This is a genomic window from Chryseobacterium cheonjiense (assembly GCF_012927265.1).
In the GTDB taxonomy this organism is placed as follows: Bacteria; Bacteroidota; Bacteroidia; order Flavobacteriales; family Weeksellaceae; genus Chryseobacterium; species Chryseobacterium cheonjiense.
Genome location: NZ_JABBGF010000004.1, coordinates 37,193 through 56,914, shown reverse-complemented (window position 1 = coordinate 56,914; position 19,722 = coordinate 37,193). Strand labels below are relative to the sequence as shown.

15 protein-coding genes and 1 pseudogene are annotated in these 19,722 nt (G+C 38.8%); 4 read left to right on the top strand and 12 right to left on the bottom strand.

The features are described 5' to 3' along the window. The first annotated feature begins 67 nt into the window (after window positions 1–67). Window positions 68–712, top strand: a complete 645-nt coding sequence (locus HHL20_RS17975; RefSeq protein WP_169232563.1) for an MgtC/SapB family protein — start codon at window positions 68–70, stop codon at window positions 710–712. A gap of 400 nt (window positions 713–1,112) precedes the next feature. Further along, complete coding sequence (locus HHL20_RS17970) at window positions 1,113–3,251, top strand: S46 family peptidase (protein ID WP_169232562.1); 2,139 nt, start codon at window positions 1,113–1,115, stop codon at window positions 3,249–3,251. Between the two features lie 178 nt (window positions 3,252–3,429). Here the strand turns inward: HHL20_RS17970 and HHL20_RS17965 are convergent, their stop codons facing one another. Further along, the gene (locus tag HHL20_RS17965; protein WP_169232561.1) at window positions 3,430–3,996 is read right to left on the bottom strand and encodes an REP-associated tyrosine transposase; all 567 of its coding nucleotides are present in this window, start codon (window positions 3,994–3,996) and stop codon (window positions 3,430–3,432) included. A 102-nt stretch (window positions 3,997–4,098) separates the two neighbouring features. Continuing rightward, window positions 4,099–6,963, bottom strand: a complete 2,865-nt coding sequence (locus HHL20_RS17960; RefSeq protein WP_169232560.1) for a M16 family metallopeptidase — start codon at window positions 6,961–6,963, stop codon at window positions 4,099–4,101. A gap of 286 nt (window positions 6,964–7,249) precedes the next feature. On the opposite strand from HHL20_RS17960, the gene HHL20_RS17955 reads away from it, so the two are divergent. Both HHL20_RS17955 and polA read left to right on the top strand, forming a co-directional pair. After that, window positions 7,250–7,387: a hypothetical protein gene (locus tag HHL20_RS17955; protein WP_169232559.1), complete on the top strand. Its 138-nt coding sequence runs from the start codon at window positions 7,250–7,252 to the stop codon at window positions 7,385–7,387. A gap of 81 nt (window positions 7,388–7,468) precedes the next feature. Then, on the top strand, window positions 7,469–10,306 hold the full coding sequence (polA, locus tag HHL20_RS17950; RefSeq protein ID WP_169232721.1) for a DNA polymerase I: 2,838 nt from the start codon (window positions 7,469–7,471) through the stop codon (window positions 10,304–10,306). A gap of 169 nt (window positions 10,307–10,475) precedes the next feature. Here the strand turns inward: polA and HHL20_RS17945 are convergent, their stop codons facing one another. The 10 genes and pseudogenes from HHL20_RS17945 to kdpB all read right to left on the bottom strand — a co-directional run bounded on the left by HHL20_RS17945 (window position 10,476) and on the right by kdpB (window position 19,563). Next, window positions 10,476–11,063 carry an FEKKY domain-containing protein gene (locus HHL20_RS17945; protein WP_169232558.1) on the bottom strand — a complete coding sequence of 196 codons (588 nt, stop codon included), beginning with the start codon at window positions 11,061–11,063 and terminating at the stop codon, window positions 10,476–10,478. A gap of 50 nt (window positions 11,064–11,113) precedes the next feature. Continuing rightward, complete coding sequence (locus tag HHL20_RS17940; RefSeq protein ID WP_169232557.1) at window positions 11,114–11,512, bottom strand: immunity 22 family protein; 399 nt, start codon at window positions 11,510–11,512, stop codon at window positions 11,114–11,116. Between the two features lie 76 nt (window positions 11,513–11,588). Further along, window positions 11,589–12,154 (bottom strand): annotated as a pseudogene (locus tag HHL20_RS17935) (YdeI/OmpD-associated family protein). Between the two features lie 133 nt (window positions 12,155–12,287). Continuing rightward, a complete protein-coding gene (locus HHL20_RS17930) occupies window positions 12,288–12,584 on the bottom strand; it encodes a type II toxin-antitoxin system RelE/ParE family toxin (protein ID WP_169232556.1) in 297 nt (98 codons plus the stop codon). Next, window positions 12,566–12,802, bottom strand: coding sequence for a hypothetical protein (locus HHL20_RS17925; RefSeq protein WP_169232555.1), 237 nt, complete (start codon window positions 12,800–12,802; stop codon window positions 12,566–12,568). Before HHL20_RS17925 ends, HHL20_RS17930 begins: the two co-directional genes overlap by 19 nt. Before the next feature lie 35 nt (window positions 12,803–12,837). Next, complete coding sequence (locus tag HHL20_RS17920; protein WP_169232554.1) at window positions 12,838–14,553, bottom strand: ATP-binding protein; 1,716 nt, start codon at window positions 14,551–14,553, stop codon at window positions 12,838–12,840. Between the two features lie 5 nt (window positions 14,554–14,558). After that, window positions 14,559–15,671 (bottom strand): sensor protein KdpD, encoded by a 1,113-nt coding sequence (locus HHL20_RS17915; RefSeq protein ID WP_169232553.1) that lies wholly within the window; start codon window positions 15,669–15,671, stop codon window positions 14,559–14,561. Window positions 15,672–15,787: 116 nt separating this feature from the next. After that, complete coding sequence (locus tag HHL20_RS17910; RefSeq protein WP_169232552.1) at window positions 15,788–16,873, bottom strand: porin; 1,086 nt, start codon at window positions 16,871–16,873, stop codon at window positions 15,788–15,790. A 7-nt stretch (window positions 16,874–16,880) separates the two neighbouring features. Continuing rightward, window positions 16,881–17,429, bottom strand: a complete 549-nt coding sequence (kdpC, locus tag HHL20_RS17905; RefSeq protein ID WP_169232551.1) for a K(+)-transporting ATPase subunit C — start codon at window positions 17,427–17,429, stop codon at window positions 16,881–16,883. Between the two features lie 94 nt (window positions 17,430–17,523). Continuing rightward, on the bottom strand, window positions 17,524–19,563 hold the full coding sequence (kdpB, locus tag HHL20_RS17900; protein WP_169232550.1) for a potassium-transporting ATPase subunit KdpB: 2,040 nt from the start codon (window positions 19,561–19,563) through the stop codon (window positions 17,524–17,526). Window positions 19,564–19,722: the final 159 nt, after the last annotated feature.

The window sequence follows — 19,722 nt, the reverse complement described above, 5'->3', positions numbered from 1 at the left end:
TGATTTCATTCATATTTTGTAAGAAAGATTTTATCTAAATTTATTCTGGCTATTAAAATAATTACTCATGGAATTTTTAAAAGATCACTCTATTCAGAATGAACTGCTTTTGATTTTCATCTCAGTGGTTCTTGGAATCCTGATTGGTGCGGAACGTGAATACCGTAATAAATCTGCCGGACTGAGGACTTTCATTCTGATCTGTTTCGGTTCATGTCTGTTTACGATTCTCTCTATAAAAATCGGGGTAGATGATCCTGACCGTATTGCCGCCAATATCATTACAGGAATCGGCTTCCTGGGAGCCGGAGTTATTTTTAAAGGAGACAGTAAAATCGACGGGATTACGACAGCCACAACGATATGGGCAACAGCATCTCTCGGGATGGCCGTTGGGTCGGGATACGTTTATCTTGCCGTTTTGGGAACCATTTTAGTACTGTTGATACTCAGTTCGCTTACCAGCTTCGAAAAACTGATCGATCGAGAACATAAAATCAGGGAATATAAGATTGCCGTTACCAATTATCATGATGTGCCTTATTGTGAAGAACTTTTCAGGAAACATAACCTGAGGTATGCGATTTCTAAACAGCAGTACACCCAGGGAAATCTTTCTACCTCATGGATTGTAACAGGAAAAAACGTCAACCACGAAACTCTGATGAAAAGCCTGATGGAAGATGAGCGCATTATTGCCTACCAGTTTTAGCAATAACTGTTTCAAACTTTTTTATTTAACCGCAAAAGAAACAAAAGCATTTTGACACATGAGACACATTAGATAAAGATAAAGCCTCACAATTATTTTAGAACACATTAGTTCTTAAAAATCTTTGATTTTTTTCTTTTGAAAGTTTTTAGTACTTTATGTAACATCTAATAGTATCTTTTGACTCTTTTGCGGTTAAATTTAGACTACTAAAAAAACGGTGTATTTTTTTCTCAATTTTAAATTTTTTAGTGAAAATTTTTAGTTCAACATCATTAACATGGCACGCAATAGCTATTAGCAAGAATCCATACATCGTTCATTTTCAACAACAAAATAGACAACATATCACAAAATTTCAAACTCATAATTTCTTCGTAAATTGAGCAAAATTTTGATTATGACAAAAAAGATACTCTTATCCGTATTTCTTTTGCCGGCTGTAATGACATTTGCACAGCAATACGGAGGAATGTGGATCCCGACAGAGCTGAATGAAAAGGAAATGAAAGATCTGGGAATGAAAATCTCTGCAAAAGACATCTTCAACCCTCAGAAAGCAAGCATTAAAGACGCAGTGGTACAGTTCAACGGCGGATGCACCGCAGAAATCATCTCTCCGAAAGGCCTTCTGCTTACCAACCATCACTGTGGTTACGGGCAGATCCAGGCGCATTCAACCGTTCAGAATGACCTTTTATCAAACGGTTTTTGGGCTAAAAATACGGAAGGCGAACTTCCTAATCCCGGAGTAACGGTTGATTTTATCGTAGATATTAAAGAAGTAACCGGTCAGATTTTACAGGGAACGGACAATCTTACAGAACCTGAACTTTCTAAGCAGATTGCTAAAAATATTGAGATCTACAAGAACTCACAGAAAATTGAGCCTTATCAATCCATCTCTGTAAAATCAATGTACTACGGAAATAAATTTTATGCCTATACTATTGAAACGTACAAAGATATCCGTTTGGTAGGCGCACCGCCGCAAAGCATCGGAAAATTCGGTTCAGATACCGACAACTGGGTTTGGCCGAGACATACCGGAGATTTTTCCATGTTCAGGATTTATGCTGACAAAAACAACAAGCCGGCAGAATATTCAAAAGATAACGTTCCTTACGTTCCTAAGCATTATCTTCCTGTTTCTATTAAAGATAAGAATGAAAATGATTTCACCTTTGTTTTCGGTTTCCCGGGAAGAACCACAGAATATCTTCCAGGTATTGCTGTTGAAAAAATCATGAAGGAAATTGATCCGGCAAGAATTGCTGTGAGAGATGTGGCACTAAAGACATTGGATGAAAAAATGCGCGCCGATGACGCTACGCGTATTCAGTATGCTTCAAAATACGCATCCGTAGCCAATTACTGGAAAAAATGGATCGGCGAAGTGGAAGGTTTGAAAAAATCGAATGCCGTAGAGAAAAAAATGAAGTATGAGGCTTCACTGGCTGCTAAAAATCCTGAAATTAAAACAACTCTGGATCAACTCACCAGACTGTATAACGATCAGGCTCCTTACGCTTTAAACAATGCTTACTATTCTGAAACCATCAGAAATGCAGAGACTTTAATGCTTGCTAACCTTTATTACAATTATATTGCTGCCGTCGAAGCAGGAAGAATGGATGAAAAAGGGACTGCAGCACTAAAAAACAGATTGTCTTCTTTCTATAAAGACTATAACGCAGAACTTGATGCTAAAGTAACAGCAAAACTGCTGGCTTTGTATGCCAACAAAACAGATGCGCAGTTCTTACCTGCAGGGTTTGAAAAGTACAAAAATGAAGCGCAAAATATTCAGGTTATTGAGGATGCCTCTAAAAATTCTATCATCACAGGAAGAAATGAGGTGAATGGTGCTTCTTTAAGCAAGGATATAGAAAAAGCTTTTTCCAATCAGGATAAATTAATCAAAACCCTGAAAAAAGATCCTGTTTTCCAGATTTATCTGTCGATGAGAGACACGTACATGACCAAAGCAGATCCTCAGTTTATGTCTCTTCAGACAAAGATTGATGCGCTGCAGAAAACCTATATGGCTCAACAGATGGCAACGGATAAAGACCGAAAATTCTTCCCGGATGCCAACTCTACTCTTCGTGTAACGTATGGAAAAGTAAAAGGTTCTTCGCCAAGAGATGCCGTTTCTTATAATTATCAGACTCACTTGGCCGGGGTAATGGAAAAATATGTTCCGGGAGATTATGAATTTGATGTGCCTAAAAAACTGATCGATCTTTATGATAAAAAAGATTTTGGACAGTATAAAGATAAAACAGGAGATGTTCCCGTAGGATTTACTGCAACCAACCACACAACAGGAGGAAACTCAGGAAGCCCGGCGCTTGACGCTTACGGAAATCTTGTAGGATTAAACTTCGACCGACAGTGGGAAGGAACAATGAGTGACATCAACTATGATCCGCGATTCAGCAGAAATATCATGGTCGACACGAAATATATTCTTTTCATCATTGATAAATTTGCCGATTCCAAATGGCTGATTAATGAAATGAAAGTTGTGAAATAGTTTTTAATAAAATAATATCAAAGTCCCGAAAGTTTTTTCGGGATTTTTTGTTTGAAATAAATTATAAACATATATCAAGAATTTTATATAAATCAAAAAGCGTAAAACATTACAAACCTGCAGTTTAGTCAAATAACACACCGCTGCCGCGCGATTGTATCGCGCGAAATAAATAAACCTAAATATTAAACATTCTGAAAACAACTATATCCTCCAGAAGCCCTTTCTCGTCGGCATAATCTATAGCACTACTGTATCGGTACTCTTCCGCATTTGTTACAAGTCCTGCTTTTACAGGATTTTTATGGGTATAATTAATCTTTTGCCAGATTACTCTGTTGCTCCATAACTCAATTGGATGATTATCATGTCTCCAAAATTGATACTTATTGACGTTAGATGTTTTTAAACCTTCTTTCAGGAAAAAGTTTAATAAGAATTTGTTTCTGGGTTCTTTTGCGTTTTCTTTTATTGCTGAAACAACGGCCTTGCTGGTAAACCTTTTGAAATCGCCTAATAAAAGCTCCGGTTTTTGGCCATTCACACTTCGGAAAACCAAATGTACATGATTGGGCATAATACACCAGGCATGTATTTCCATTCCTTTATTTTTCTGACAGAATCTTAAACTTTTCAACAGCAGCTCTATATATTCATCTTTTATAAAGACATTCAGCCAGCCGACAACAGCAAAACTTACGAAATACAGCCCTTCGGGATTATGGAATTTGTAATTTCTACTCATCAATGTATGTTTTGATAAAGATAAAAATTTATAAAAGATAAATAAAAACAAAAAGCCACGCGATGGAATCGCGCGGCAGCTTATGATTATTTTATTAAATTTTTAATGTCCAAAAATATCCTTTAAAGTCACTTCTTTAAAAGCTCCCATTTGAGAAACAGCTTTCATATTCAGGTTTTCTCTTTTTCCGATAAGGGCCGTATTAAACTGAACCGTTTTAATATAATTGTTATAAAACATCTTCACGTCTTCAAAGGTTAAGCTTTCAATCTGCTGATAAATGTCTTTCCTGAAGTCGTGGAAAATATTCAGCTTTTTAAGTCTTAGGGTATTAAAGAAAATATTGGTTCTGGTAATCCTTGCGGAGGCAATCTGTTTCAGTGCCGCATTTCTGGCATTTTCAAACTGTGCCGGGACTTCAGGAAGCTCGGCCATCAGTTCAGCCAGTGTATCGATGGCAATCTGTAGCTTATCCGGCTGTGTCCCGATATACGTGGTGATATAATCCGGATGGTTCAACTCGGAATTGGCAGCATAGGAAACGTAGGCAGAATATGCAAGACTTTTGCTCTCACGGATTTCCTGAAAAACAATAGAAGAGAGCCCTCTCCCGAAATATTCGTTGAATACATTGATCTTCCCGAAATTTCCTGTATTAACCATTTGACCTCTTCCGATCCTGCTCATTTCCATCTGCACCATGTCATAGTTGGTAAAATAAACATTCCCCAGCGTTTCAGGTTCAGGATATTTTTTAGGCTCAGGAATAGCAAGGCTTTCCGGCTCGATATATTTCCCGATATAATCTTTAAAATCTTCAAAATTCCGTCCGTAAAAGAAAATCTGATATGGAAACCTGAATAAATTCTGCATTCTTTCCGTAAACACCTCAACATTGCTGCTCTCAAGCTCTTCTTTTGAAATAATATCCGTAAATCGGGAAAAAGACCCGAGCTTGGTATAATTCGTTAAAGCCGTCATGATGCGGGCTTTGTCCTTTTTTATGGCTGCGCGGTTTTCTAACACCGTTTCCACAAACTGGTTATAAATTTCCTGATCAGGCTGTACTTTTTTCAACCAGTGTTGCAGGAGCTCAATTCCTTTCGGGATATTTTCTTCAAGACCGTGTAGTGAAATGGTAAGCTGGTCGTTGGTGGTTTTAAAATCATTGGTAATCCCGATTTTGAAAAACTCCTTTTTAAGGTCATCCGGCGAAAATTTTTCTGTTCCCAGATACTGAAGAACCTGTGTTGAAATACCAAGATCACGATCATGATCGCTTCCGAAAGGAAAAATAAAATGTACCTGGGCAATATCATTGCTTTTATTTTTCACAAAGCTCAGTTTTTTATCTTTAATCGTGTCGGTAAGGATTTCTTTCTGATAGTCGATAAATTCAGGCTGGATATCCTCTGTTTTTTCCGCTAAAATCTGCTTGAGAAACTCAGATTGTGCTTCACGGTTGATTTTTACCGGGGTAATTCCAGGATTTTCTACACGAATCAGCTTATCGTTAGTTCCTTTTTCTTTATTAACAATTACATAATTATCTTTGAAGAATTCATTGGCGAAAGCTACCACATCTTCTTTTGTAATAGCGGCATATTCATCCATTTCATTCAGTTCCTGTTCCCAGGTTCTGCCTTTGATGTAGCTATCATAGAGATTGGTGGCAAGCCCGTCTGCGGTTTCCAGCGCTTTCATCCTCTGAACTTTGAAATCATTGATGATTGCGGTAAGCATCCAGTCCGGGAAATCTCCTTTTTTCACCAATTCGAGCTGTTCCATCACGAGATTTTTTGCTTCATCCAGGGTCTGTGTTTCTTTCGGAACGGCAACAATGGAGAAATACCCGTATTGTTTTAATCCCACTGAATACGCCTGTCCCCAAAGCAGTTTCTGGGTCTGATTAATGTTCAGGTCTATCAATCCCGCTTCTCCCCTGTTGCTTAAAATATTGGCGACGATATCGGCAAGCATCGCTTCCCTTGTTCCGTAACTTTCGGTCCTCCAGGCGAGCTGAACTCTCGGCGTAGTAGGACTCTTCACGGTTCTTTCCACTATTCCTGTAATCGGTTGTTCGACAATCGGATATTTCTCAAGTAATTCGCGGTAAGGAATCGTGCCGAAATATTGATCGATAAGTTTAATAGTCTCATCAAAATCAAGATCTCCCACCAAAACCATTGCATAATTATTCGGGACGTAGTATTCATCAAAATATTTATGAATAGCCCTCATCGAAGGATTTTTCAGGTGTTCGGCCTTTCCAAGGGTCGTTTGCTGTCCGTTCGGATGGGTTGGAAACAGAGCATCCATGAGCTCGTACTGAACCAACCTGGAATCGTTATCCTGTGCCCTGTTGAACTCCTCGTACACCGATTCCAGTTCGGTATGAAAAAGTCTTAACACCAATTCTGAAAATCTTTCTTTTTCAATCTTCAGCCATTTTTCAAGTTCATTATTGGGAATATTATTTTTATAGACCGTTTCATCAAACCAGGTGTGGGCATTTGTTCCCGTAGCGCCTAATGAAGAAATTGCCTTGTCATATTCATTGGCAATAGCATATTGGCTTGCCTCCTGGGACAGCTCATCTATTTTGCGGTAAATTTCTTTCTTTTTTTCAGGATCAGAGGTTGTTTTGTGCTCTTCATACAAATCTGAAATTTGGTTCAGCAATTCACTTTCTTTTTTCCAATCCTGAGTCCCGAGTTTTGAAGTACCTTTGAACATCATATGTTCGAGGTAATGTGCCAGTCCGGTATTATCGGCAGGGTCATTATTGCTTCCTGTACGTACCGGAATATAGGTCTGGATTCTGGGGGCATCAAAATTTTGGGCAAGAAAAACCTTTAGGCCGTTTTTCAAAGTATAGATTCTTACGTTGTTTTCGTCGTTGGAAATGGTAATGTATTCGTAATTTTTATCTTTATGAATCGTCTCATTGTATTTTTTATCTGTCATATCAATCATTTTCATTCTCAAATCAGAATGCTATACAAATGTAAGGAATAGAAAATGAACTCTCTATGTTTTACCAGATTAACGTACATTATTAAAGACATAAACATTAATGTACAAGACTCTTGATATAAAAATAGATTAAGTCTGAATTTGAAGATTTGATTCTGTCGACTCTAACAAGCTCAATGTTGAGCAAAAAAGACGCGACCATGAATCAGAAAGACTGAAAAACCAGTCTAAAAGACTCAATGATGAATCAAAAACACTCTCGGACGAGTCTAAAAGAATGAAAAACCAGCCTAAAAGACTCGATAACGAGGCAAAAAGATTCAACGACGAGACTCAGAGACTCAAAAGCCAACCTGAAAGGTTCAACATTGAAGCAAAAAGAGTGGTTTTTGAAAGTGTATTGTTAAAAAAATAACAAAGAATATCTCCGGTTAATCCTTTGTACATTTCCCTATTAAAAGAACTCTTTTTCTTATATTTGTTTTTTATGGACAATATGGACGCAACACAAGATAAAAGATTATTCCTGATCGATGCTTATGCAATGATTTTCAGAGGATATTATGCTCTGATCAGAAATCCGAGACTCACCAGCAAAGGTCTGGATACTTCAGCTATTTTCGGATTTACCAATTCCCTGATCGAATTAATCAGAAGGGAACGGCCTACTCATCTTGCAGTGGTTTTTGATGTGGGTGAAGCCAGCATAAGAACGGGGGATTTTTCTGAATATAAAGCCAACAGAAGCGAAACGCCGGAAGCCATACAAAATGCTATCCCGTATATACACAGAATTCTGCAAGCCATGCATATTCCTATTTTGGGCGTTCCGGGATATGAAGCAGATGATGTGATCGGAACCATTGCCTGTAAAGCAGAAGAAGAAGGCTATACCACGTTTATGGTAACTCCCGACAAAGATTTTGCACAGCTTGTCACAGATAAAATAAAAATTTACAAGCCGGGACTTAAAGGCGGCGATATTGAGATTTTAGGTGTAGAAGAAGTTAAAGCCAAATACGAAATTGAAGATCCTAAACAGATGATCGATTTCCTGGCGATGATGGGAGATTCTGTGGATAATATTCCCGGCCTTGAGGGCGTGGGTGAAAAAACAGCCATGAAATTCCTGAAAGAATTTGGAAATATTGAAACCCTGCTGGCCAACACCGATAAGCTAAAGGGTAAATTAAAAGAAAAAGTGGAAGCTTCAGCAGAAAGAGGAATTTTATCTAAAAAGCTGGCCACCATTATCTGTGATGCGCCTATTGAATTCCATCAGGAACAATATGATCTGGAGACTCCGGATTTTGAAAAAGTAAAAGAAGTTTTCGACGAAATAGAATTCAGAAGACTGTACGAAAATCTTTACCGTGCATTTGCTCCTTCCTCAACAGGAACTGTTGTCGTTGCAGAGATTGATATTACCGTTGCTGAAACACCACAGCAAAAAGTAGCGCAGGCAGTGGGACAGCTCGATCTTTTTGCCACTTATGAAGAGCTGGATCAGGCTACCTCAACGAAGGCTACGATTGAGCAGAATGATCACCTGTATCAGTTTATCAGTAATCCCAAAGCCCAGAAAATTCTTGTTGACAATTTATTAAAACAGCGTGTAGTCTGCTTCGACACTGAAACCACTTCTCTTAATGAACTCGAAGCCGAGCTTGTAGGAATGAGTTTCAGCTACAAAAAAGGATTGGCGTATTATATTCCCCTTTCGGAAGATCAGGGTGAAGTATTGCAGACGCTGGAAATTTTCAGGCCTTTTTTCGAAAAGGAAGATGTCATCAAAGTAGCGCACAATTTAAAGTTTGATTATAAAATCCTCAGAAGATATAATATCACGGTGAAAGGCGCGATGTTCGACACGATGATCGCACATTATCTCCTGAATCCTGACGGAAGACACGGAATGGACTATCTTTCCGAAATGTACCTGGGTTATAAACCGGTTTCCATTGAAACCATTATCGGTAAAAAGGGAAAGAAACAGGGAAATTTCCGGGATGCGGATCTCAGGACACAGACCGATTACGCAGCCGAAGATGCCGATGTAACTTTTCAGCTGTATGAGCTTTTTGCCCCGCAGCTTAAAAAAGAAAATTTAGAAGATCTGTTCTTCAATATAGAAATGCCTCTGATGGAAGTTTTGGCTAAAATGGAACTGGCCGGAATTTCACTCGATGAGAAATGGCTTGCCCAGGAAAGCATAGATCTGGAAAACGACCTGAGACAGCTGGAAGCGAAAATTTTTGAACTTTCCGGGGAAGAATTCAATGTCAATTCCCCGAAACAGCTGGGAGATATTCTTTTTGAAAAGCTTCAGCTGGACCCGAAGGCCAAGAAAACGAAAACCGGACAATATGCGACTTCGGAAGATATTCTGCAGAAGCTTGCGTCTAAACATGAGATTATTAAGCATATTCTTGAATACAGGACGTATCAGAAATTAAAATCAACATACGTGGATGCACTTCCATCGCAGATTGATAAATCGGATAACCGCGTTCATACAAATTTCTCACAGACTACTGCCGCAACGGGCCGTCTGGCGAGTGTTAATCCGAATCTTCAAAACATTCCGATCAGAACGTTGAGAGGTCAGCAGATCCGTGGTGCTTTTGTGGCGGGAGAAGGTAAAAAGATTATTTCTGCCGATTATTCACAGATTGAGCTTCGTCTTATTGCTGAAATTTCGGGAGAAGATAATATGATCAAGGCTTTCCAGGACGGAGAAGATATCCACGCCTCAACAGCGGCGAGGTTATTTAATATTCCGCTGGAAGAGGTTTCAAAAATTCAGAGAAGCCAGGCGAAGACCGTAAACTTCGGGATTTTATACGGGCAGGGCGCTTTCGCTCTTGCAGAGCAGACCGGATTGTCCAGAAGTGAAGCCAAACAGATGATCGATGCCTATTATGCCTCCTATCCGAAATTGAAGGAATATATGGCAGAACAAGTAAAAAGAGCCCGTGAAATCGGTTATGTGGAAACCATTCTGGGAAGAAAGCGTCATTTGAAAGATATCAATTCCAATAATTTTGTGGTTCGCGGACATGCTGAAAGAAATGCCGTCAACGCTCCTATCCAGGGAAGTGCTGCCGATGTGGTAAAAGTAGCGATGATAAAAATTCAAAAAGAACTGGAAAAAGAAAAATTAAAAACAAAAATGCTGCTGCAGGTGCACGACGAATTGGTTTTTGAAGCTCCGGCTGATGAAATTGAAGTAGCTACCAACATCATTAAAATGGAAATGGAAAATGCTATTGAAACGCAGGTTCCGTTATTGGTAGAAGTGGGTGTCGGGAATAACTGGCTGGAAGCGCATTGATTTTTTAAAGTATAGATGCTTCGACAGGCTCAGCATGACAATGCTAATACTAACTAACTGTTTAAACGGTGAATTTTAGTAATGTCATATTGAGCCAGTCGAAGCATTTTTCATTATCTGTTGTAAGAATGCGGCAGCTTTACTTTTTTTAAATTTTCACTTTCCTTATTCATCTTTTCTTCCCAGCCTTACCGTTTCTTTTTTCAAGGTAAGGTTTTACCATTTCTTCATATTTTTGTTGTCCTTCAACATCAATTACATCAACAATACAGCCTGTATTGAAATAACTTATCCCGAATTTTTTCCGGATACTGTCTATTTTATTCTGCGTTTTTGCATCGTATTCCGGAATAGCAAGTCCATTTGCAAACCGGTACATAATTTTGTCTTTTTTGATGTCTTCTTTTGCCTGCTGAATATATTCATTTTCAGATTCTTTGACGGCTTTTCGGGTTGACATATAAGTAGCTGCATCAAAATATATAACATAGCTTAACAATATACCACAGAGTACGGTAAATACTAAAAGAAATCTATTTTTAACCTTTACATTTTTAATTCTCAGATGACTAATTAACCAGGCAATCAAGGTAAACAAAGCTAAAGCGATTAAAAGGTATTGTGGACTGCTTTCCGACACAACCGTCCAAAAGTCAGGTTTTACGGGATACATAATAAGATATCCGCCTAAAGTATGCGCTGTAATAAGCAACAATACAACAACCACACTGATAATGATCAGCTTTTTTGAAACCATGATTTTAATTTATGATAAAGCTAAGGTAAAAAAGCACAGATTAAAAGAGCTTACGCACTAAATTCAATACCCCCGACATACGTCAATGAGAAAAAGTCGTTTTCCACGGAAACAGGCTTCGGAACCTGGCCCTGATTGAGGAAGATAATGGCATTGACTTCAAATTTCAGATTGATTTCGTTAAGTCTATTCACGAGTATCGGAAGCCATTGTTCGGCAAAAGAATATTCAGCAAATTTTTCATAAATCGTTCTGTTTCCGCCTTCAAAACCATATTCTACAAAATCGTGGTTGAGCCACACTACATCCTGAGAAGCGGCAAACTTTGAAATATGGGTATCATCAGATTCTTCAAGGAGATAATAGCTTTCGTCTTCTTCCACAAAATCATAAAAATCTTCTTCACTGTTGAAATTTCCTACCCAAAAATCTAATGTGTCTGTATGCATTGTTAATCTTTTCTTGTTTAAGACTTCAAAGTTAGGATAATATTTGTAGATTTTTAAAACAGATCGTCAAATCAATTCAACCATAAAATGAAATTCTTTTTCCCGCTTCACTTTCCTTAATTGTCTTTTCTAACCTTGATAATCTCGTTTTCTCCTGTTTTGCCCTCATGATCCAGTGCAACATGACCTTTTTATAAGACAGCGCCTGATTGTTGAAAAATTCCCATGCTTTTTTGTTGGCTTTAAACTGTTTTTCAAATTCCGGACTCAGTGTAGCCGTTTCATTTTCATGCGAATAGACCGCCGATTTATGCTCTTTCTGAGTTGAAAAGCTTTTTCTCCGGCTTCTGTCATAAGGCCCGCTTTTGTAAGCTCCTCCATTTTTCTGATATTGACGGCACTCCAGATGCTTGTCGGCTTTCTCGGTGTAAAACGGATGCTGTAGCTTTCTTCATCAATCGATCTCCTCACGCCATCAATCCATCCGAAACATAAAGCCTGATCCACCGATTCCGGCCACGTTATGGACGGTTTCCCGGCTCCGACTTTGTAAAATCCAACCAACAGTTCCTTTTCAGCCTGATGGTGTTCTTCAAGCCATTTTCTGAATTCCTGAGGGGTGGGAAAAAAGATAGGTTTCATTTTTTTAGTTTGCTCTAAATTACTTATTTTCCTGATATCTGAGTTATAGTGAAAAGTTTCGGGCGGGAGCTTTGCTCCCGCCCGAAACCAGATATCTTAATTATAATACCATTAGCTTAGGTGAAACATTAAATTAAAGTGTTTTGACCTGTTCCAGCCTTCTTCCATCCCAAATTGAAAGAACAATTAGCTCAGTATCGGAGAATTCATACAAAATTAAATAATCACGAACAATTTTAACCCTTACATCAAGAAGCTCTGTTTTTCTTCCTATGGTAGGATGTTCTGCTAATAACTGAAGAGTATTCAAAATCAAATTATTGAGCTTTACACTAAATATCTTTGACTTATTTCTGATAATCCAATATTGGAGAATATCTTTTCTTTCAGCTTGGGCTTTCTGAGTCCAAACTATTTTTCTTTTAGCCATTGCTCAATATCCTGACTAGCTTGTTCATCGGTAATAACCTCAGATTTTCTATATTCCTGCTGAGCTTCTGCAATCCTTTCTTTTTGAGAATCAGTAAGAATATACTCATTGGTACTCAATTCAAAATCCAAAAGATTCTGAAGTTCTTCAATAATTCTGGGCTCTTTCAGTTGAGTGATTCTCTTTATTAAATCAATTTTTAAATCTGATGTATTCATCTATTTGAATTTATACCAAATGTAGAAAAAAATCTCTAAACCATCGGCAGTGTAAAACAAAAAGTACTTCCCTGGTTCGGTGCGCTTTTTACTCCAATTTCCCCATGTTGTTTTTCAATGAAATTCTTGGAAATGGCGAGTCCCAGACCGGTTCCATTCTGATGTTCGCCCGGAACCTGAAAATAACGGTCGAAAATCTGGCGGTGGTATTTTTCATCAATTCCTTTCCCGGTATCTGTAATGCTGAACTGTATTGATGACTCCTTTCTTTCAACATATACAGAAATACTTTCATCCTGAAAAGAATATTTAATCGCATTGCTCAGAAAATTATTAATAACCCAGACCGTTTTATCAAAATCGGCAGCTACAAGAGCCGTATCCTCAAGCTCATAATCCGTTACGAGAGAAATATTTTTTTGTTCCGCGAGTTTTTCCACATTTTTTATCGCTGCCTGAACCATATCTTTCGGTGAACAACGCTCAATATTCAGGCGGATATTTCCGGTTTCCACCTGCGATAAATTCAGCAGTTCCCCTGTAATATCCAAAAGGCGCTGGCCGTCTTCGCTGATGCCTTTTACCAATTCTCTCTGCTGTTCATTCAGTGATCCGAATTTTTGGTTTTCCAGCAGCTGAACCCCCATTTTAATAGCAGAAATCGGAGTTTTAAGTTCATGAGAAATCGTGGCGATAAAATTGGTTTTGGCAAAATCAAGCTCCTTGAAAGGCGTAATATTTCTCAGGAGAATCACTCTTCCGATGTATTTCTTTTCTTTTTCACCCGTTTTTACAATATTAATCGGAATAACCTCCTGCTCAAAATAATTTTCTTTACGGTCGGAAACAATTTTGATAGGATCTTTCTGAGGATGATCCATATTTTTCAGCAGTTCCCTTATCAGATCATTATTCACCGCCACTTCATGAACGGTTTTCCCGATAATTTCATTTTTATTTAAATTGGTGATTTTTAAAGCTTCATCATTGATCATGTAGATGAAATGATTTTCATCCAGACCGATTACGGCATCATGCATATTGTTGACCAGGGTTTCAATACGTTTCTTATCCATCAGCTGTTTAGAAAGGGTGCTGCTTTCATATTCCTGAAGCTTTTCAGCCATTATGTTAAATGACTCGGCAAGATCACTGAATTCTTCACTGCCCTTAAAGTACACTCTTTCGCTGTAATTTTTATTGGCAATCTGCCTGATACTGAAAGTGAGCTGGCTAATCGGCTCCGCGATGGTTTGCGGAAGATTAAACAACAACACAAAAGCGATCAGGAAACATACCGTTCCCAAACTTACGATCCAGAAGGTTGCATTTTCTGCAGTGATAATTGCTAAATCGCTTTTCCGTTCAATACCTTTCATATTGAGGGTCATGATCTTTACAAGGTCTTCCCGGATAAGTTTTTCTTTTTCGGCATCCGGACTGTTAAGATAACTGTTGAAATGAATATTGAGACTTTGGGTCGCTTCTTTCTCCCCGAATTCCGTAAGGTTTTCTTCCTGAAGCTGGTTGTTTTTCTTAAACGCCTGCACGGCTACGGCACTATCGGTACTGATGCGGTCCAGAGCGAGAAGCATATTTTTTGAAAATTCGATACTGTTGTAATTGGCGTTCAGAATTTTCTCGGTATCGGATTTTAATTTATTAATGTAGACCGATCCCATTACTGAAAGCAGGACAATCAGCAGAAAAAGAAGACCAACACCTAAGGTAAGTTTTGTTTTTAGTTTCATCGATTTCAGGATAAAATAATAATATCGGTCTGCCGTTCATTAAGGCGGTTCATTAAGGTGTAGATCCAGCTGTACCCGAAAATTCTCTGCCATAATTTTGCATGCGGCTTTCCCATACACACCGTGGTAATATTGTGCTCAACCACATAATCCAGGATTCCTTTGTGTACACTGTTGTTTTTCAGGCGAATTACTTTAGCGCCCAATTCCTCTGCTAAATTAAAATTATTAATCAAATAACGCTGCTTATCCAGTGCGATTTTTTCAAGGCTTTCGGATGGTTTCTGGATGTAAAGAACTGTCCACGGACTGTTGTAATAGCTTGCCAGTCTTGCAGTTTTGCGGATGATATTCTTTGCAATTTTCCCGTTGCTGCTGATGCATGCCAGAAATTTTACCGGCTTGAAGTTTTCCGTTTTAATCTCTGTTTCTACCTTTCTTTCAACATGGGTGGCCACTTCTTTTAAAGCCAGCTCACGAAGCTGTAGAATATGTCCGCTTTGGAAAAAATTGCTTAAAGCTGTTTGGATTTTCTCTTTTTTGTAGATTTTTCCTTCTTTCAGACGTGTAAGAAGTTCATCGGCCGTTAAATCAATATTTACTACTTCATCCGCCAGAGCCAGAATTTTATCGGGTACACGTTCCGAGACTTCTATTCCGGTGATCTTTTTTACCTCTTCATTCAGGCTTTCAATATGCTGAATATTCATCGCGCTGATGACGTTAATTCCGTTATCGAGAATTTCCAGAACATCCTGCCAACGTTTGTTATTTTTGGAACCTTCGATGTTGGTATGCGCCAATTCGTCTACCAAAACAACTTCGGGATGCATATTAATAATGGTCTGAAGATCCATTTCCTCCAGGTTTTTGCCTTTGTAAAAAGAAGATCTTCTCGGTATTTCGGGGATTCTTTCTGTTAAAGCAACAGTTTCTTCTCTTCCGTGGGTTTCAATGTAGCCGATTTTCACGTCAATTCCGTTTCGCAAAAGAGCATGAGCTTCCTGAAGCATACGGAAGGTTTTTCCTACTCCTGCGCTCATTCCGATGTAGATTTTAAATTTCCCTTTTCGGGATTTCTGGATGAGTTCTAAAAAATCTTTTGCTGAAGAAGACATGGCTTTTATTGTTTTAATTTTATTTTTTGAAGAATTATCATAGTTATCAAAGTCATTACAAACCTCACAGGTTTTTGAAACCTGTGAGGTTTCCGGCCTTAGACTTAATACTTCTCTCAGAACCAAGCTGCTAAACTGGTGGTGATGAAAAAATTTCCCTGTCTGAAATTATCATTCCTCATAAAAATAGCATCTTTAGAAGTAAATCCCCTTGCTTCCGTACGGAAAACCACATTTTTCAGGATCTGATAATCAACATTCAGAGAATATCCGAAAGTCTGAAATCCATTGGGCGTTTCCGTAGCGATGATCACTCCGTTTTTGTCGCTGAAATATTCCACACGTCCTGCAAGGCTCCATTGATTGTCAAACTGATATTTCATCAGCAGGTTCGGAGAATACCAAATATTATAGCTTTCACTTCCTTTGTCTTTCTGTTCAGCTCCGATATCAAAACCCAAAGTCGTGGACAAATGATCCGTTAACTGAAAATTTCCGTAAAGATCATGGAAGTAACGCATTCTTTTATCATCCTGCGGTTTATCATTTCCTATAAACGAGCTGCTGTTCAGCGTAATCTTATCATTGGGTTTAAAAGTAATCTGGTGCCCGAAAGAAAAACTTTTATTTCCTTCAGCTTTTGCAATTCTCTGCCATCCGTTTAAAACAAGACCGCTCAGAAACCATTTTCCGTTATCCGAAGTGTAAGAAACTTTGGCTCCGGTTTCGAAATAGGGAGAATTTTCCGCGGCGAGACTTCTGGTAAGATTAACGTTATCTTTCCCGATTGCGCTTTCCCAGCCAATGTGTGACGGCATAATTCCCGCATCGATCCACAGATTTTTTGTTTTGGAAATTTTAATCCCGATATTCGCTTCATTTACATATTTCAGAGCGTCCTGTTCCGCAGCCAGATTATCCTGTGCATACGTTCCTGCCATCAGAGCGAGATTGGCGCGCATTCTTTCGTTTTCATAGTTTGCTTTGATGAATCCTAAATTAAGGTTAACTTCCTTGTGTCTGTTGTAGCTGTACAAAAAGTTCTGGCGGTCGCCTCCTGAAGGTTCATTGAAATCATAGCTATAAAAAACTTCAGCGTAAGCGGAAATTTTCAGCTTGGCATCGGTTTTTGCAGAGTCTGTATTCTGTGCCTTCGGTAAAAAAAGTCCTGAAAGGATGAATGCCGCAATATATTTTTTCATAAAGATTTTATTTAAGCTGGTCCAGAGCAATGTTTAGTTGTAATACATTTACTTTTGACGGACCGAAAAAAGAGGTTTCTGTTTGATTTTTGATAAGTTGTTCCAGTTTTTCTGAACTGATATTTCTGTTTTTTGCCACTCTTTTAACCTGGCACACAGCACCTTCCGGAGAAATATCAGGATCGAGGCCGCTTCCGCTTGCTGTTACGAGTTCTACAGGCACTTTTAAGTTTTGCATTTCAGGATTCATCATTTTTAAAGTATCAATTCTTTTCTGTACGGTCTGAAGATACTCTTCGTTGCTTGGGCCTTTATTGCTCCCCGCACTTCCTGCCGCATTATAATCTACCGCAGAAGGACGACCGTGAAAATATTTCGGAGATGTAAAATTCTGTCCGATATTGGCGTAAAATTTCTGTCCTTTAAAATTGATGATTTCTGCATTTCCATGAGTCGGTAAAACTTTGGAACCTGCATAAACAATTCCTAAATACATTCCGACAATGACAAGCATTACCAATGTAAGTCTGGATGCTGATATAATATGATTTTTCATTTGAATTAAATTTTTGAGTTGAATGGATGGAAGATGGAAGAAGGATGACGGAAGTTAAAATATTACGTTTCATTTCCATCTTCAAACTTTTAGCCTAATAAAAAAGACTTATAACTAAATCAATAAGTTTTATTCCGATGAATGGGGCAATAATTCCGCCCAGTCCATAGATTAAGAGATTTCTTCTCAATAATGCGCTGGCTCCGATCGGTTTGTAGGCAACGCCTTTTAACGCTAACGGAATCAGGATCGGGATGATGATGGCGTTAAAAATAATCGCAGACAAAATCGCAGATTCAGGGCTGTGAAGATTCATAATATTCAGCTTCTGAAGCGCCGGAATAAAGGTGATGAACAATGCCGGAATTATGGCAAAATACTTAGCAACATCATTCGCGATACTGAAAGTCGTTAACGTTCCACGGGTCATCAGCAGCTGTTTTCCGATTTCCACAATTTCAATCAGTTTCGTAGGGTCATTGTCTAAATCCACCATGTTTCCTGCTTCTTTGGCAGCCTGGGTTCCGCTGTTCATGGCTACCCCTACATCGGCCTGTGCAAGTGCGGGAGCATCGTTGGTTCCGTCTCCCATCATGGCAACCAGTTTTCCTTCCTGCTGTTCTTTTTTGATGTAATTCATCTTGTCTTCCGGCTTTGCTTCAGCGATGAAATCGTCCACTCCGGCTTTTTCAGCGATAAACTTTGCCGTTAAAGGATTATCACCGGTTACCATTACCGTTTTCACGCCCATTTTTCTTAATCTCTGGAAACGCTCCTGAATTCCGGTCTTGATGATATCCTGAAGCTCAATAACGCCCCATACTTTTTCATTAACAGAAACCACCAAAGGAGTTCCTCCGTTTTCGGAAATTCGGGTAACGGCTTCCTGTGTTTCAGAAGGGAAAATATTTCCGGCTTTTTCTGTCAGTTTTTTAATCGTATCATACGCTCCTTTTCGGATTCTTGTGTTTTCAAAATCGATTCCTGAAGTTCGGGTTTCAGCCGTAAAATCAATGTAAACCGGATTGGGAACAAGCAGTTCTTCAGATTTTAACTGGCTTAATTCGATGATCGATTTTCCTTCGGGCGTTTCATCCGCAACAGAACTCAGTGCCGAAGCTTTGATGAATTCATCAAGCTGAATTCCATTTGAAGGATGAAATTGGGTTGCTTTACGGTTTCCGATGGTAATGGTTCCTGTTTTATCCAGAAGCAAAACATCAATATCTCCAGCGGTTTCAACGGCTTTACCGCTTTTGGTGATCACGTTCGCTCTCAAAGCTCTGTCCATTCCCGCGATTCCAATTGCAGAAAGCAGACCGCCAATCGTTGTGGGAATCAAACAAACGAAAAGTGAGATAAATGCCGCAATGGTAATCGGCGTCTGCGCATAATCTGCAAAAGGTTTCAGGGTAACGGTAACGATAATAAAAGTCAGCGTAAAACCTGCTAATAATATAGTGAGTGCGATTTCGTTGGGTGTTTTCTGTCTGGAAGCGCCTTCCACAAGAGCAATCATTTTATCCAAAAAAGATTCTCCCGGTTTTGTGGTTACTTTTACTTTTATTCTGTCCGAAAGGACTTTTGTACCGCCTGTTACGGAACTTTTATCACCTCCGGCTTCACGGATAACAGGTGCGCTTTCTCCGGTGATGGCAGATTCGTCAATGGTTGCAAGACCTTCTATAATTTCTCCGTCCATCGGGATTTGGTCTCCGGTTTCACAGAGGAAAACATCGCCCAGTTTCATTTCGGCAGATTTTTTCATGACAGTTTCCACCTGAAATCCCTGCTTGTTGTTGATAACAACTTTTGCGGGAGTTTCCTCACGGGTTTTTCGTAAAGTATCCGCCTGTGCTTTCCCTCTTGCTTCGGCAATGGCTTCGGCAAAATTGGCGAATAAAACCGTAAAAAATAAGATAATGAATACTAAAAAATTATAGCTGAAACTGCCTTGAGACTTATCCCCGGCTAAGCTGAATATGCTTACCATAAGCATCACAACGGTTCCTATTTCTACGAGAAACATGACCGGATTTTTAAACATAATTTTCGGATTCAGCTTAACGAAAGACTGTTTTATGGCTTCGTTTACCAAATCTTTTTGAAACAATGTCTGAGATTGATTTTTCATTTTATTTTGAAAGTGTTATCATTGGAAACCAATATGACCATTAAGACAAACCAAATCTTGAAAACTTAAAATGGATAATATTATTAAAGTATGAAAAGTGATGTTTTTTCAAAATCCAATTCGCTTAATGGTTGACTATTGATTTTAATTTTGTGAAAA